Origin of the sequence: Streptomyces coffeae, assembly GCF_016741875.1 — a bacterium.
In the GTDB taxonomy this organism is placed as follows: Bacteria; Actinomycetota; Actinomycetes; order Streptomycetales; family Streptomycetaceae; genus Streptomyces; species Streptomyces coffeae.
In genome coordinates this window covers 56,994-71,991 of sequence record NZ_JAERRF010000010.1, presented here as the reverse complement: position 1 = coordinate 71,991, position 14,998 = coordinate 56,994, and the positions used below count along the sequence as shown (strand labels likewise).

Genomic DNA, 14,998 nt, shown 5'->3' with positions numbered 1-14,998 from the left:
AGGAGAACCATGCGACACGAACAACTCAGCGAGCTCGGGCAGCAGCTCCGCGTGGACTCGGTGCGTGCCGCGGCGGCCGCCGGATCCGGCCATCCGACGTCCTCGATGTCGGCCGCGGACCTGATGGCCGTCCTCATGGGAAACCATCTGCGCTACGACTTCGAAAAACCCGACCACCCCGGCAATGACCACCTGGTCTTTTCCAAGGGCCATGCCTCCCCGCTGCTGTACTCGGTCTACAAGGCCGCGGGTGCCATCAGCGACGAGGAACTGCTCACCTTCCGCACCCTCGGCAGCAGGTTGGAGGGCCACCCCACACCCCGGCTGCCGTGGGTGGACGTGGCCACCGGCTCCCTGGGGCAGGGACTGCCCTACGGCGTCGGCATGGCGCTGGCCGCCCAACGGCTGGACCATGTGGCCGGCCGGGTCTGGGTGCTCATCGGCGACAGCGAGATGGCCGAGGGGTCGGAGTGGGAGGCGTTCGAGCAAGCCGGATTCGACCGTCTGGAGAACCTCACCGCCGTCATCGACGTCAACCGGCTCGGCCAGCGCGGCCCCACCCGCCACGCATGGGACCTGGACGCCTACGCCCGGCGCATCCGCGCCTTCGACTGGCACACCATCGAGATCGACGGCCATGACATCGCCGCCATCGACCGCGCGTACGGCGAGGCGCTGTCCACCATCGGCCGTCCCACCGCCATCATCGCCCGCACGCTCAAGGGCCGCGGAGTGGCCTCGGTGGAGAACCGGGAGGGGATGCACGGCAAACCACTGAAGGACCCCGAGGAGGCCATCGCCGAACTCGGCGGGATACGGAACCTGGCGGTGCCGGTGCTCGGCCCGCCCACGGTCACGCCCACCCGTCCCACCTCCGAGGGCCCGCTGAGCCTGCCGCGGTTCAACCCCGGCGACACCGTCCCCACCCGGGACGCGTTCGGCGAGGCCGTGGCCGCCGTCGGCACCTCCCGCGGCGATGTGGTGGCGCTCGACGGTGAGGTGGGCGACTCGACGCGGCTGGAGTACTTCCAGAAGGAGCACCCCGAGCGCTACTTCGAGTTCTACATCGCCGAACAGCAGCTGGTGGCCGCCGCCGTCGGGATGCAGACCCGCGGCTGGACCCCGTATGTCGCCACCTTCGCGGCGTTCTTCACCCGTGCCCACGACTTCATCCGCATGGCTGCGATCAGCCGCGCCGACCTCAACCTCATCGGCTCCCACGCCGGGGTGGCCATCGGCGAGGACGGCCCCTCCCAGATGGGCCTGGAAGACCTGGCCGCCCTGCGGGCGGTGCACGGCAGCACGGTGCTCTACCCCTGCGACGCCAACCAGACCGCCCAGCTGACCGCCGCCATGGCACGGGAGCCGGGCATCTGCTATCTGCGCACCACCCGCGGCGGAACGCCCGTCCTCTACCCGCCCACCGAAGAGTTCCCGATCGGCGGCAGCAAGGTCCTGCGTGCCACCGAGGACGACCGCGTCACCCTCGTGGCGGCCGGAGTCACCGTGCCCGAGGCCCTCGCGGCCGCCGACCGGCTCGCCGAGGAGTCCATCCCGGCACGGGTCATCGACCTCTACTCGGTCAAGCCCGTGGACGCCGGGGCGCTGCGCACCGCCGCCGAGGCGACCGGCCGGCTGATCACGGTGGAGGACCACCACCCCGAAGGCGGACTGGGCGACGCGGTCGTGGACGCCTTCACCGACGGCCGCCCGGTACCCCGGCTGGTCCGGCTCGCCGTACGCACGATGCCGGTCTCGGCGACCCCGGCCGAGCAACTGCGCGAGGCCGGAATCGACGCGGACGCCATCGTGGCCGCCGCCCGCGAACTCGTCGGCGGGCCCGCCTGACCCGGTCCCGCCACCTGTTCACCTTCATGTGATCCGCACCACGCGAGACGGGCCCAGGGCGCTGTCGCCCCGGGCCCGTTCCGCTGTGCCCGCCCCGCCTCTCGTACCCCGCGGGACGACTCCCGTACGCTACTGCCCAGTTGTGTACCGGACGTCGACAAGGGGCGGGGACCATGGGGCACTTGGGCAGAGCTGCGGGCGACAGGGCCCGGCGCACGGGCACGGTGGCGGTCGTCGCGGCGGCCGCCGCACTGTGTCTGGCGGCACCGGCGGGCGCGGCGCCTGCCGACACCACGGACGATCCGCCCTACTCCGCCACCACGGCGGTGGGTGTGCACAACGCGTACGAGAAGGACAAGTATCCGTACTTCGCCGACGCGCTCGACTCCGGTGCCTCATTGCTCGAACTCGACGTGTGGACCAACGCGTTCGGCTCCGGCTGGCGGGTCTCGCACAGCAATCCGTTCGGCAACAACAACAACTGCGCCAACGCCGGATCCGCGGCCGACCTGCGCACCAACTCCCGTAACCAGAGCCTGGCCGGATGTCTGGCCGATCTCAAGGCATGGCACGACGCCCACCCGGGACACCGCCCCATCGTCATCAAGACCGAACTGAAGGACGGCTTCAACGGCAAGGGCGGCCGCGGCCCGGCCGAGCTGGACGCCCTGCTGACCAGCACGCTGGGTGACGCCCTGCTGCGCCCCGCCGATGTGACCGGCGGCCACGCCACCCTCGACGAGGCGGTCCGGGCCGACGGCTGGCCCGCCCGCTCCGCTCTCGCGGGCACGTTCGTCTTCGAGCTGATCCCGGGCACGGTCGAGCAGAACAACCCCCTCGACCACCTGTGGACCGACCGTGAGTACGCCACCCACCTCCGCGACCTCGCCGCCGCCGGAAACCTGAAGCAGGCCGCCGCCTTCCCCGCGGTCCTCAACGCCACCGCGGGTGACCCGCGCACCCGTTACACCGACGCCGCGATCCGCCCCTGGTTCGTGTTCTTCGACGGGGACGCGTCCACCTATGTGAGCAGCGGGATCGACACCGCCTGGTACGACGACCGCCACTACCTACTGATCATGACCGACGCGCAGAGCGTGCCCCCGGCCATCGACGGCACCCACCCCACCGAGGAGCAGGCCAAGGCTCGGGTGGCCGAACTCGCCACCCGGCACGCCAGTTTCGCGACCGCCGACTGGTACCCGCTGCCGTCCGTGCTGTCCTCCGTGCTGCCCCGCGGCTGACACCGCGCTGTCGGCACAGCGGCCCGCGGCCGGGCAGATCGCCATCGGTGCGGAGGGAAGGCGTGGTTCCGTAGATCAGTCGACAACCCGGTAGCGGCCCCGTCCGTGCGCTCTCCGCCGTGGCGCCGGGCGGGGCTTCGTCCTGTCTGCGGGCGGCCCCGGATGGCGTTGTAAAGTCGCGGAGTCGGGCTACGGGGTGCACGGTGGAGGGGGGCGGCTTCGTTCGTGTTGAGGGGAGAGACGTATGTCCTGCCACACATACCGGGTGACGGAGCTCGTCGGCTCGTCCACCGACAGCGTCGACGACGCCATCAGGAGCGGCATCGACCGGGCTTCCAAGACTCTCCGAGAACTGGACTGGTTCGAGGTCACGGAGATCCGCGGGCACCTCGAAGGCGGGCGCATCGCGCATTACCAGGTGGGGCTGAAGGTCGGCTTCCGGTTGGAGGACAAGGCCCCCTGACCTGCCTCAAAATCGCTTCTCCCGCCGTGCCGCACCCCGCCGCCGTCCGCGAGTCCGACGGCCGGGGTCCGGCCTCAGGGAACCACCGTCACCGGCCAGCGCCCCGCCTTCACCAGCCGGACCGCGACCGAGCCGACGATACGGTGCCCGGCCTGCTCGGACGCGCCGACGACCACCGCGTCCGCGGTGAGCTCGTCCGCCGCCCGCACCAGACCGCTGTAGGGGTCGCCGGGGAAGGTGTGGAACTCCCAGCGCACCTCGAACACCCCGCGCAGCCGCTCGGCGGCCTCCCTGATCTCCCGGAGCAGCTCCTCGGCGACCTCGCCCGTGGTGTCGGCCACCGCCGCGCCGAGGGCCGCGCCCGCGGGCACCACCGGCTGCACATAGACCACGGCCAGCAGCGCGTTCTGCCGTCTGGCCAGGCCGGCGGCGTACGCCGCGGCGCGCCAGGAGGAATCGGAGCCGTCCACTCCGACCACGATGACCTTCGGCCCGTCGGTGCCACGTTCAAAAGACTCGGGGAGTTTGTCCACCACATCTGCGAGGCTAGCGCCAGGGACGGACCGGCGATCACCGGGCCCGTACCCGGGCACCACCGCACCGCCAAAGCACCATGACCGCCACCGTACGACAGGAGAAACAATGGGCGGCACGCACCGAGGCGAGCTTCTCGCCATCAGTGACCTGCACGTGGCCTACGAGGAGAACCGGGCGATCGTGGAGCGGCTGCGGCCGGGCTCCGAGGACGACTGGCTGATCGTCGCCGGGGATGTCGGCGAGGTGTTCTCCGAGATCGAGGAGACGCTGGGGCTGCTGAGCGAGCGCTTTGCCAAGGTCATCTGGTCGCCGGGAAACCACGAGCTGTGGACCCACCCCAAGGACCCGCTGGAGGCCCGTGGCGTGGCGCGCTATGAGGCGCTGGTGGAGATGTGCCGGGCCAAAGGGATCGTGACGCCCGAGGACCCCTACCCCCTGTGGGAGGGCATCGGCGGACCGCTGACCATCGCCCCGCTGTTCCTGCTCTACGACTACACCTTCCGCCTCGACGGCATCACCACCAAGGAAGCCGCCCTGGCCCACGCCCATGACGCCGGAGTGGTCTGCACCGACGAGCACTTCCTGCACCCCGACCCGTACCCCACCCGCGACGCCTGGTGCCGCGCCCGGGTGGCCGAGACCGAGGCGAAGCTCGCCGCGTGCGACCCCACCGTGCAGACCGTGCTCATCAACCACTGGCCGCTGACCCGGCTGCCCACCCGGGTGCTGCGCTACCCCGACTTCGCCCTGTGGTGCGGCACCGAGCTGACCGCCGACTGGCACGTCCGGTTCCGCGCCGCGACCGTGGTCTACGGCCATCTGCACATCCCCCGCACCACGGTGGAGGACGGGGTGACGTTCCGGGAGGTGTCGGTGGGCTATCCGCGCGAGTGGAAGGCGCACGGCCTGCTGCCCGAGGACCCGCTGCGCCGGGTGCTCCCGGTGCCGGTGCCGTGACGACGGCCCGACGCCCGTTCGGCGCCGGTGTTCTGACGGGCCCGCCGGCGTCTTGACGGACCCGGCGGGCGGCGCCGTACGGTCTCGGCTGTGAACCCTGTGGAGGCGTTCCTTCCCGAGACCTACGCCACCGGCGTCCCCTACGCGCTCTTCCGCGAACTGCGCGCCACCCGCCCCGTCTGCCGGATCGAGGAACCCGCGGTCGGGGCGTGGCCCGCGGGCCCCGGCTTCTGGGCGGTGTTCCGGCATGCCGACGTCAAACAGGTGCTGCGCACGCCGGAGATCTTCTCCTCGTGGCTGGGCGCCACCCAGATCCGTGACCCCGACACCCCGGCCGACCTCGACTTCGTCCGGGCGATGATGCTCAACCAGGATCCGCCCGACCACTCCCGGACCCGGCGGATCGTCGCCGCCGCCCTCACCCCGCGGGCCGTACGCGAGCTGGAGGCGGTCATCGAGGAGCGCGCGGCGGCGCTCATCGACTCCGTGGCCGACCGGGGCGAGGCCGACTTCGTCGAGCTCGCGGCCGATCTGCCGGTGTGGACCCTGGCCCATGTGATGGGCGTCCCCGAGAGCGACCGGCGGCTGCTGTTCGACTGGTCGAACCGGGTCATCGGCTACCAGGACACGGATCTCGCCGGGTCCGGCACCGCGGACCCGGAGGAGCTGAGCCCCATGGGACGCGCCGCCCTCGCCCTCCGGCCCGCCTCAGCGGTCCGCCCGGACGGACGGCCGATGAACCCGCGCTCCCGCGGGGCCCTGGCCGATATGTTCGGCTACGCCCACGCGCTGGCCGAACGCCCCCGGCCCGGCAGTGTGATGGCGCGGATGCGGGAGGGCGGCCTGAGCCGCGAGGAGTTCGAGAACATGTTCTTCCTGCTCGCGGTGGCGGGCAACGAGACGCTGCGCAACGGCATCCCCGGCGGGCTGCTCACCCTTCTCGACCACCCCGACAGCCACCGGCTCCTGCTCGACCGGCCCGAACTCACCGGCCCGGCGGTGGAGGAGATGCTGCGCTGCTGGCCGCCGGTCATCACCTTCCGCCGCACCGCCACCCGCGAGGTGGAACTGGGCGGACAGCTGATCCGGCGCGGTGAGAAGGTCGTGGTCTTCCACGCCTCCGCCAACCGCGACGAGACCGTTTTCCCCGACCCTGACCGCTTCGACCCCACCCGCGCACCCAACGATCACGTCAGCTTCGGCTACGGCCCGCACTTCTGCATGGGAGCGCATCTGGCCCGCGTCCAGATGCGGGCCATGCTGCGCGGCGCCCTCGACCGGCTGCCCGGACTGCGTCTCGCCGGGGAGCCGGTGCGGCTCATCTCCAACTTTCAGAACGGACTCAAACACCTCCCCGTGCGCTGGGAAACAGATCGGTGAACGGGGTGGTCGTGTCGCCGACCGAGCGCCCGAACGGATCGTCGAAGTCCCAGACCAGGAAGAGCAGAAAGACGATCAGGCTGGTGAACATCACGGACAGCATCAACTCCCGTGGTGAGCGGCGGATCTGCAAGGTGAAGATCAGCCCGATGACCAGTGCCGCCCCCAGCGCCAGCCCGATCCAGACCACCGGGGGCATGGTGGGCCCCGCGCTCTGCTGCCGGGCGGTCCGGGCCGCGTCGGCCGCGGCCACCTCGTCCACCATCGGCTGATACGCCTGTGACTGGAGCGCGGTGTGCGGCCGGGCGTGGGTGACCTCGTGCCGCACGGCGTCCAGCAGCGCCGTGCCGCGCTCGGTCAGCTCACCCTTGTCGATCATCACCTGCCACTCCTTGGACACCACATGGTCCACATACGCGTCGATGTCCTCATCGATCCGGTCGCGTACGGACCGCGGGTAGACGCTCGCCCGTGCGCTCACCTCGTGCAGTGCCTGTGCCTCCGTCCGCACCCCGTTCTGGGCGGCGCCGCGCGCCTCCCAGACCCCGGCGATGGCCAGGCCCAGCACGATCGCGTAGACCACGCCGATCATCATGATCATGTAGTCGAGGACATCGGGGGTCTCGCTCGGGTCGTCGTCCCCGCCGAGACGGTGGGCGTTGAGGACGGCGGCCAGCACAACGGCCGTACAGACCCCGGCCATCAGAAGAGTCAGAATCAGCCATTCGGGCATGGGCAACCTCCGGAGCGGGTCGGCAGGGCGGATCAGCCGCGCCGCCCGCCGCGCGAGGCGGAGCGCGAACGCGGGCGGAGAGCGGCGGCCGCGAGCACCGCGGGCGCCGTGAGCAGCAGGGTGAAGGTGACCAACGAGGTCCCGTCGGGGGGCGCTTCGCGGCTGGGCGGGCGATACGCCTGCGCCTGGACCGGGCGCGCCCGCGTCGGGGTGGGCGTCGGCTCGGAGGACGGCGTCGGGGGTTCGCCGGGGGAGGGCTCCGCCGGTCGCGGAGGGGTGGGCCGGGGCGTGGCGGTCCGGCCGGGCGCGGGGCGCTCCGGAGCGGGCGCCGGGGCGGGGGCGTCCGAGGCCCGCGGGGGACTGGGCGTTGGCGTCGGCGTCGGCGTAAGGGTGGGGGTGGGTGTCGGCGTGGGCGTGGGCGTCGGGGTAGGAGTGGGCCTGGGCGTCGGTGTCGGGGTGGGCGTGGGCGTCGGGGTAGGAGTGGGCCTGGGCGTCGGTGTCGGGGTGGGCGTAGGCGTGGGTGTCGGCGTGGGCGTCGGTCCGGGCGTCGGCGTGGGGGTGGGTGTGGGTCTCGGCGTGGGGCAGTGTCCGTACCGGGCGGAGGCGCCGTCCCTCCCGGCCGACGCGATGGCGTACACACAGAATCCGGGGCGGACTTCGACCCGCGCGGCCGCGTACGCCCCCTCGTCCGTCACCCCCGCTCGGACCCGGACGTCGACCGTCCGCCGGGGAGCGGGGGTGACGGACGCGGAGCCGCCGCTTCCACCGGTTCCCTCGGCCGCGGCTGTCGCCCCCGCCGAGGCGCACACCAGGGCCGTGACGAGGACCCCTGAACGCCATGCGCGATGCCATCGGTTCACGAGGAGGATCTTTGGCCGCCCGGACCGGAACCAGCCGTACGGCCCTGTCTTTTCCCCCGAATAGGGGACGTCGTGCGGGAGTTCATCGCGCCGAGGTTGACGTCAGGGGCGGCCAAGCCCCCGACGTACCGGTGTGCGGAGCCCGCGTCTCACAGCTCCTCGAAGCCGCCGTGCCGTCCCGCGCCCGCCGCGAAGCGCGCCGCGCCGTCCAGCCCCTCCGCCAGCGTGGCCCGGCCATGGCGCAGTTCCCGTGCCATTGCCTCCTCCTCCGGCAGTCCCTCCTGCTCGAGCAGCGCGGCGCGGTCGCCGCGCAGACACGTCTGCGGGAAGCGGGCGGTATCGGCGGCCAGCCGCTCCGCCTCCGCGCGGGCCTCTCCCGGTGGCACCAGCCGGTTGGCCAGCCCGATGTCGTACGCCTCCCGGGCCGGCACCGCACGCCCCGTCAGCACCAGGTCCATCGCCCGGCTCGCGCCGATCAGCCGGGGCAGCCGTACGGTGCCGCCGTCGATCAGCGGTACGCCCCAGCGGCGGCAGAACACCCCGAGGACCGCGTCCTCCTCCACCACCCGCAGATCGCACCACAGGGCCAACTCCAGCCCACCCGCGACCGCATGGCCGCTGATCGCCGCGATCACCGGTTTGGACAGCCGCATCCGGGTGGGCCCCATCGGCCCGTCGCCGTCCTCGGCCACGCGGTTGCCGCGCTCGGTGCCGACCGCCTTGAGGTCGGCGCCGGAGCAGAAGGTGCCGCCCTCGCCCCACAGCACCGCGACCCGGGCCCCGGGGTCGGCGTCGAAGGCGCGGAAGGCGTCGGCGAGCGCGGTGGCCGTCGCCCCGTCCACCGCGTTGCGGACCTCGGGGCGGGCGAGCACCACGGTGGTGACCGGGCCCGCCCGCTCGGTACGGACCGCCGCCGTGCCGTCCGCCGATGTCAACGCAGGTCCTTGGGCCGGGCCCGCTCCAGGATCGGTCCGGTGTCGGTCCCCGGCGGCAGGGTGCCGAACGCATGCCCCCAGTCACCGTCCAGCCGCGAGGCGCAGAACGCGTCGGCCACCGCCGGATGGCTGTACCGCACCAGCAGACTGCCCTGGAGCACCAGCGTCATCTGCTCGGCCAGACGGCGCGCCAGCACCTGGGACCGCTGCGGATCGCCGAGCTGCGGCAGCAGCGCGCGCAGCCGGGCCACGGCCGCGTCCAGCCGCGCGTCGGCCCCCGCCGCGGTCTCGACCTCGGCGAGGAAGGCGTCGAGCGCGCCCTCCTCACGGCCGAGCGCACGCAGCACATCGAGTGCGGCCACATTGCCCGAGCCCTCCCAGATGGACAGCAGCGGTGCCTCGCGGTAGAGCCGGGGCATCCCCGAGTCCTCCACATAGCCATTGCCGCCCAGGCACTCCAGGGCCTCCGCGGCATGGGCCGAACCGCGCTTGCACACCCAGTACTTGCTGACCGCGAGCCCGAGCCGGCGCAGCGCCGCCTCCGACGCGTCCCCGGCCTCCGCCCGGTCCAGGGCCGCCGCCAGCCGCATCGCGAGGGTGGTGGCCGCCTCCGACTCCACCGCCAGATCCGCCAGCACATGGCGCATCAGCGGCTGGTCGATCAGCTCGGCGCCGAACACCCGGCGGTGCTCGGTGTGGTGCAGCGCCTGCCGCAGCCCGGCGCGCATGCCCGCCGCCGAGCCGATGACACAGTCCAGCCGGGTCATGTTCACCATCTCGACGATGGTGCGCACCCCGCGGCCCGGTTCGCCGACCCGCCAGGCCACGGCCTGCTCGTACTCGATCTCCGACGAGGCGTTGGAGTGGTTGCCCAGCTTGTTCTTCAGCCGCTGCAACCGCAGCGCGTTACGGGTGCCGTCCGGCAGGACCCGCGGCACCAGGAAGCAGGTCAGCCCCTCGTCGGCCTGGGCCAGCGTCAGGAAGACATCGCTCATCGGCGCGGAGGTGAACCACTTGTGGCCGGTGAGCACATAGGTGCCGTCATCGGTGGGGACGGCCCGGGTGGTGTTGGCGCGGACATCGGAGCCGCCCTGCTTCTCCGTCATCGACATGCCCGCGATCAGGCCCCGCTTGCCGAGCGGCGCACGCAGCCCGAAGTCGTACTCCCGGGCGGCCAGCAGCGGTTCGTACGCGGCGGCCAGCTCCGGTTCGGCGCGCAGCGCCGGGACCGCGGCGTACGTCATGGAGATCGGGCAGCCGTGCCCGGCCTCGGCCTGCGCGAAGGTGTAGAACTTGGCCGCGCGCACCAGATGGGCGCCGGAGCGGCTCTCGCTCCACGCCGCCGCGTGCTGGCCGCTCGCCACGGCCTCCGCCATCAGCTGGTGGTAGGCCGGGTGGTACTCGACCTCGTCGATGCGGTGGCCGTACCGGTCGTGGGTGTGCAGGACCGGCGGGTGCTCCTCGGCCATCCGCGCCCGGTCCTGGACCTCGGCGGAACCGGCCCGTGCGCCCAGCTCCCGGACCTCCGGTTCGCCCCAGGCGCCGCCGTCCCGCCGCAGCGCCTCCAGCAGCGCGGGGTCGTCCGCCGTGGTGAAGCCGACGAGTGGCGGGGCCTGGTTGAGGACTTCGTGCGTCGGGCTCATGGCGGGCAACTCCTCGGTCGCGGCGGTCTCACCGGTCTCACCCGGGCCGGTCTTACACTTCCATCATGCGCGATGAAGAACTGTAATGGATAGGGTGCCCAGCAGCATGGACGACACCGGACCCCTCACGCTGCGGCCGCTGACCGCGCGCTCGATCGTGCTCAGCACCCTGCTCGGCCATCATCCGCCCCGGCTGCCCGCCCGCACCCTGGTGCGCGTCGGCGCGCTCTTCGGCACCGCCGAGGGCACCGTCCGGGTCGCGCTCACCCGCATGGTCGCCGCCGGTGACCTGGAACAGCGCGACGGGGACTACAGCCTCACCGACCGGCTGCTGGCCCGCCAGGCCCGCCAGGACGACAGCCGCGCCCCCCGCGTCCGGCGCTGGGACGGCGGCTGGGAGATCGCCGTCGTCACCTCCGACCGGCGCGCGGCCGCCGAGCGTGCCGCGCTGCGCCAGACCATGGCCACCCTTCGGCTGGCCGAGCTCCGCGAGGGCACCTGGCTGCGCCCCGCCAATCTGGTGCGCCCCCGGCCGGCCGTCGCCGCCGGGCAGTGCAGCTGGTTCACCGGCGCACCACAGGACGATCCGGCCGCGCTCGCGGCGCGGCTGTGGGACCTGGACGGCTGGGCCCGCCAGGCCCGGCTGCTGGGGGAAGCGCTGGACCGCGCGGAGGGCCCTGCCCAGCGCTTCACCGTCGCCGCCGCCGCGCTGCGGCATCTGCTCGCCGACCCCGTGCTGCCCGCCCGGCTGCTGCCCGAGGACTGGCCGGGCACGGGGCTGCGGCGCCGCTACGACGCGTTCGAGCGCGAGTTCCGCACCCTGCTCTCCCAGCACACCGGCGGCTGAGCGGGGCGCCGGTGCGGGCGGGCGGTACGGTCACCCCGAGTCACGCACCACCAGCTCGGTCGGCAGGATGAGTGCGGGTTCGACACGCTCCCCGGCCGCCAGCCGCAGCACCTGAGCCGCCAGCCTGCGGCCGATCTCGGCGATGGGCTGGCGCACCGTGGTCAGCGGTGGCTCGGTGTAGCGGGCGGGCTCGATGTCGTCGAAACCCACCACGGCCACATCGTCCGGCACCCGCCGCCCGGCCTGCCGCAACGTCCGCAGCGCCCCGATGGCCATCAGGTCCGATGCCACGAACACCGCGTCCAGCCCCGGCTGCCGCTCCAGCAGCTCCCGCATCGCCACCGCGCCCGACTCCCGGGTGAAGTCGCCGACCGCCACCGACGGCTCCTGGCCTGTGTCCCGCAGCGCCGCGCGATAGCCCGCCAGCCGGTCGATCCCGGCCACCATGTCCTGCGGCCCCGCCACGGTGCCGATCCGGGTACGGCCGGAGGCGGCCAGATGCCGGACGGCGCCCGCCGTGCCCGCCGCGTTGTCGACCCCGACGTACGGCAGCGCCGTCGCGCCCAGCGCCCGCTCGTTGCAGACCACCGGGATCCCCATCCGGGCCAGGGCGGCGGGCAGCGGATCGGCGCCGTGAATGGACGCCATCATGACGCCGTCGACATGGCGCGCCAGCGCGAACCGCTCGATCCGGTCCCGGCTGGCGGCGGAGCGGGCCATCATCAGCACCAGCTGCTTGTCGGCCGCCTCCAGCTCCTGGCTCACCCCGCGCACCACACCGGGGAAGAACTGGTCGTCGGAGAAGACCCGGCCCGGCTCCTCCGGCAGCACCAGCGCGAAGGAGTCCGTGCGCTGGGTGACCAGGCTGCGCGCCGCCTGGTTGGGGATGTAGCCGAGCTCCTGGATGGCCCGCAGCACCGCCTCCCGGCTGTCCTCCCCCACCGTGGTGGAGCCGTTGACAACACGGGACACGGTCGCGCGGGAGACACCCGCCTGCCGCGCTACGTTCTCCAGGGTGGGCCGGGGCCGGTGCATCTGTGGCATCCCTCGCTGTTCACTGGGTTCGCTCGCCGGTGGTCGCTCCAGCATGGATCAGATACCCGAGCGGGGAACACTCTTCGGCGCGGTCGGACCCCACGGCGTGCCGTCCGCCGCGCCGTTCAGCCCGCCAGGACGCGGGCGCGGCAGACGGACGGCGTGCCCCACGCGGAGCGCAGCGCGCGGGCTCTGCGGATCCACAGCGACAGGTCGAACTCGTCCGTGTAGCCGATCGCGCCGTGCAGTTGGAGGGCGGCCCGGGCCGCCGCGTAACCCGCCTCGCCCGCGGCCACCTTGGCGGCGGCGACCTCGGCGCGGGTGCTCGCGGCGCCCGACGCGAGCGCCACCGCCGCCCCGTACAGCAGCGGCCGGGCGAACTCCAGCCCGATGAGCACATCCGCCAGCCGGTGCTTCACCGCCTGGAACGAACCGACCGCACGGCCGAACTGACGCCGCGCCTTCACATACGCCACCGTCCGCTCCAGGAGCGCCAGTCCGGTGCCGAGGGACTGCGCGGCCGTGGCGAACGCGGCCCAGTCCGCCGCCCGTTCGGCGGCTTCGGCCACCGCCGGGCCGCCGGCCAGCAGCTCACCGCCGGACAGCGGCCGGGCCAGCCGCCGGGCCGGGTCGAACGAGGGCTGTACGGGGCCGTGCCCCGGGGCGAGCCACAACTCCTCGCCCTCGACGGCGAATACGGCGTCGGCGGCGTCCGCGTCCAGCGCGTACGGCCCGCCGTCGGCCGCCGCCAGCGTGACCAGGGCCTGCCCGGAGGCGATCCGGGGCAGCCAGCGCCGGGCGGCCGGGGCGGCGGTGGCCGCGAGCAGGACCGCCACCGCGGCGGTCTCGGCCAGCGGGCCCGGTACCGCGTGCCGCCCCGACTCCACGTACGCCACGGCCAGTTCCACCGGCAGCGGTCCGACACCGTCGTAGGTCTCGGGGACGGCCAGTGCGGTCACCCCGACCCCGCCGAGCCGCTCCCACAACGCTCGCCCCGGCCCGTGGTCCCCCTGTGCCCACGCCCGGACCGCCTCTGCCGTACGAGCCCCACCGAGCATCCGGTCCACGCTGCGCCCGAACTCACCCTGCGCCCGGTCCAGCAGGAATTCCATCCACGTACTCCTCTCCGACATGCCTGTCCCTGCCCCAAGCCCCCCACAGGTGGCCCACGTCGCGTTCACCCTGGGTCCAGGGACGGATGCCCTGGTTCGGGAAGGGGCGGGGTGGGGGAGAGGGCACCCTCAGCGCCGTTCCCTCGGCAGCCCCAGCAGCCGTTCGGCGATCAGATCGCGCTGGATCTCATTGGTGCCCGCGTAGATCGGCCCCGCCAGGGCGAAGGTGTAGCCATCCGCCCAGCCGCCGTCCCCGGCCGCCTCGGCCGCGCCGTCGGCCAGTTCGCCGACCGGGCCGAGCAGGTCCAGGGCCGTTTCGTGGAGGGCGATGTCCAGCTCGGACCAGAAGACCTTGTTGAGGCTCGACTCGGCCCCGGTGGCCGCCCCCGCGCTCCCCGCCTCTGGCCGCGCCGCGCTCGCGTACGCGAACAGCTCGTACGCGCGAGCGCCGATCACCGCGTCGGCGACCCGGTCCCGCAGCCCGGCGTCATCGCGCCCGGCGTCATCACACCCGGCGTCATCGCCCGCACCGCGATCCGCCGCCCGCTCGCGCCACAGCGCGACCAGCCGCCGGGCCGCCGCCGTGAAGCGGCCCGGGCTGCGCAGGGTCAGCCCGCGCTCGTTGCCCGCCGTGCTCATCGCCACCCGCCAGCCCTGTCCCGGCTCGCCGATGACGTCCTCGTCGGGCACGAACACCTCGTCGAGGAAGAGCTCGGCGAAGGCGGGCTTGCCGTCCAGGCGGCCGATCGGACGGACGGTCACGCCCGGTGCGCCGAGCGGGAACATCAGATACGTCAGCCCGCGGTGCGGCGGCGCGCCCTCCTCCCGGTGGCTGCGGAAGAGCCCGAAGGCACGGTCGGCGAAGGCCGCCCGGGACGACCAGGTCTTCTGGCCGGTCAGCAGCCAGCCGCCGTCCGCCCGGCGGGCCGTGGAGCGCAGTGAGGCCAGGTCCGAGCCGGACTCCGGCTCGGACCACGCCTGCGCCCAGATCACCTCGCCGCGCGCCATCGGCGGCAGGACCCGGGCGCGCTGCGCCGCGGTGCCGTGTGCGAAGAGGGTGGGGGCCAGCAGGCTGATCCCGTTCTGGCTCACCCGGCCCGGCGCGCCCGCCGCGTAGTACTCCTCCTCGAACAGCAGCCACTCCACCAGCGACGCCCCCCGGCCGCCGTACTCCTCGGGCCAGGTCACCGCCGACCAGCGGCCCTCGGCGAGCGTCCGCTCCCAGGCGCGGTGGGCGGCGAACCCCTCGGCGGTCTCCAGGGACGGCAGCGGGACGGCGGGGATATGCGCCGCGAGCCAGCGGCGGGCCTCGTCCCGGAACGCCCGCTGCCGCTCGGTGAGTTCGAGGTCCACCCGTGCCGCCTCCGTTCGCGCCTCGGTGCGCACGCGTTCCCTAACAAGTGT

Annotated in this window: 13 protein-coding genes; 6 read left to right on the top strand and 7 right to left on the bottom strand. The window is 73.4% G+C overall.

Annotation, left to right across the window (positions count from 1 at the left end):
- Window positions 1–9 precede the first annotated feature (9 nt).
- From JK363_RS18940 to JK363_RS18930, 3 genes are all read left to right on the top strand, one after another.
- Window positions 10–1,848, top strand: a complete 1,839-nt coding sequence (locus JK363_RS18940; protein WP_201876115.1) for a transketolase — start codon at window positions 10–12, stop codon at window positions 1,846–1,848.
- A 182-nt stretch (window positions 1,849–2,030) separates the two neighbouring features.
- Window positions 2,031–3,092: a phosphatidylinositol-specific phospholipase C domain-containing protein gene (locus JK363_RS18935; protein WP_372444807.1), complete on the top strand. Its 1,062-nt coding sequence runs from the start codon at window positions 2,031–2,033 to the stop codon at window positions 3,090–3,092.
- Between the two features lie 244 nt (window positions 3,093–3,336).
- Window positions 3,337–3,555, top strand: coding sequence for a dodecin (locus JK363_RS18930; RefSeq protein WP_201876113.1), 219 nt, complete (start codon window positions 3,337–3,339; stop codon window positions 3,553–3,555).
- A gap of 74 nt (window positions 3,556–3,629) precedes the next feature.
- On the opposite strand, the gene JK363_RS18925 is transcribed toward JK363_RS18930, so the two are convergent.
- On the bottom strand, window positions 3,630–4,091 hold the full coding sequence (locus tag JK363_RS18925; protein ID WP_201876112.1) for a universal stress protein: 462 nt from the start codon (window positions 4,089–4,091) through the stop codon (window positions 3,630–3,632).
- A gap of 106 nt (window positions 4,092–4,197) precedes the next feature.
- Between JK363_RS18925 and JK363_RS18920 the strand changes: the two genes are divergently transcribed.
- Entirely contained in the window at window positions 4,198–5,049 is an 852-nt protein-coding gene (locus JK363_RS18920) for a metallophosphoesterase family protein (protein WP_201876111.1), read from the top strand.
- Between the two features lie 90 nt (window positions 5,050–5,139).
- A complete protein-coding gene (locus JK363_RS18915; protein ID WP_201876110.1) occupies window positions 5,140–6,429 on the top strand; it encodes a cytochrome P450 in 1,290 nt (429 codons plus the stop codon).
- On the opposite strand, the gene JK363_RS18910 is transcribed toward JK363_RS18915, so the two are convergent.
- From JK363_RS18910 to JK363_RS18900, 3 genes are all read right to left on the bottom strand, one after another.
- The gene (locus JK363_RS18910; protein WP_201876321.1) at window positions 6,392–7,162 is read right to left on the bottom strand and encodes a bestrophin-like domain; all 771 of its coding nucleotides are present in this window, start codon (window positions 7,160–7,162) and stop codon (window positions 6,392–6,394) included. The two genes, JK363_RS18915 and JK363_RS18910, sit on opposite strands and share 38 nt — an antisense overlap.
- A gap of 1,009 nt (window positions 7,163–8,171) precedes the next feature.
- Window positions 8,172–8,957, bottom strand: a complete 786-nt coding sequence (locus JK363_RS18905) for a crotonase/enoyl-CoA hydratase family protein (protein WP_201876109.1) — start codon at window positions 8,955–8,957, stop codon at window positions 8,172–8,174.
- A complete protein-coding gene (locus tag JK363_RS18900; RefSeq protein ID WP_201876108.1) occupies window positions 8,954–10,600 on the bottom strand; it encodes an acyl-CoA dehydrogenase family protein in 1,647 nt (548 codons plus the stop codon). The genes JK363_RS18905 and JK363_RS18900 overlap by 4 nt, the downstream gene beginning before the upstream one ends.
- Window positions 10,601–10,706: 106 nt before the next feature.
- Between JK363_RS18900 and JK363_RS18895 the strand changes: the two genes are divergently transcribed.
- Entirely contained in the window at window positions 10,707–11,447 is a 741-nt protein-coding gene (locus JK363_RS18895) for a PaaX family transcriptional regulator C-terminal domain-containing protein (protein WP_201876320.1), read from the top strand.
- Window positions 11,448–11,477: 30 nt separating this feature from the next.
- On the opposite strand, the gene JK363_RS18890 is transcribed toward JK363_RS18895, so the two are convergent.
- The 3 genes from JK363_RS18890 to JK363_RS18880 form a co-directional block, all read right to left on the bottom strand.
- Entirely contained in the window at window positions 11,478–12,482 is a 1,005-nt protein-coding gene (locus JK363_RS18890; protein ID WP_201876107.1) for a LacI family DNA-binding transcriptional regulator, read from the bottom strand.
- 125 nt (window positions 12,483–12,607) lie between these two features.
- Window positions 12,608–13,594 carry an acyl-CoA dehydrogenase family protein gene (locus JK363_RS18885; RefSeq protein WP_201876106.1) on the bottom strand — a complete coding sequence of 329 codons (987 nt, stop codon included), beginning with the start codon at window positions 13,592–13,594 and terminating at the stop codon, window positions 12,608–12,610.
- Window positions 13,595–13,723: 129 nt separating this feature from the next.
- The gene (locus tag JK363_RS18880; RefSeq protein ID WP_201876319.1) at window positions 13,724–14,947 is read right to left on the bottom strand and encodes an acyl-CoA dehydrogenase family protein; all 1,224 of its coding nucleotides are present in this window, start codon (window positions 14,945–14,947) and stop codon (window positions 13,724–13,726) included.
- Between the last annotated feature and the right edge of the window lie 51 nt (window positions 14,948–14,998).

Excerpts from the sequence above, each read along its gene's own strand:
- JK363_RS18910 (WP_201876321.1), bottom strand. The coding sequence starts at position 7,162 with ATGCCCGAATGGCTGATTCTGACTCTTCTGATGGCCGGGGTCTGTACG.
- JK363_RS18930 (WP_201876113.1), top strand. The coding sequence starts at position 3,337 with ATGTCCTGCCACACATACCGGGTGACGGAGCTCGTCGGCTCGTCCACC.
- JK363_RS18920 (WP_201876111.1), top strand. The coding sequence starts at position 4,198 with ATGGGCGGCACGCACCGAGGCGAGCTTCTCGCCATCAGTGACCTGCAC.
- JK363_RS18900 (WP_201876108.1), bottom strand. The coding sequence starts at position 10,600 with ATGAGCCCGACGCACGAAGTCCTCAACCAGGCCCCGCCACTCGTCGGC.
- JK363_RS18890 (WP_201876107.1), bottom strand. The coding sequence starts at position 12,482 with ATGCACCGGCCCCGGCCCACCCTGGAGAACGTAGCGCGGCAGGCGGGT.
- JK363_RS18885 (WP_201876106.1), bottom strand. The coding sequence starts at position 13,594 with ATGGAATTCCTGCTGGACCGGGCGCAGGGTGAGTTCGGGCGCAGCGTG.
- JK363_RS18940 (WP_201876115.1), top strand. The coding sequence starts at position 10 with ATGCGACACGAACAACTCAGCGAGCTCGGGCAGCAGCTCCGCGTGGAC.
- JK363_RS18895 (WP_201876320.1), top strand. The coding sequence starts at position 10,707 with ATGGACGACACCGGACCCCTCACGCTGCGGCCGCTGACCGCGCGCTCG.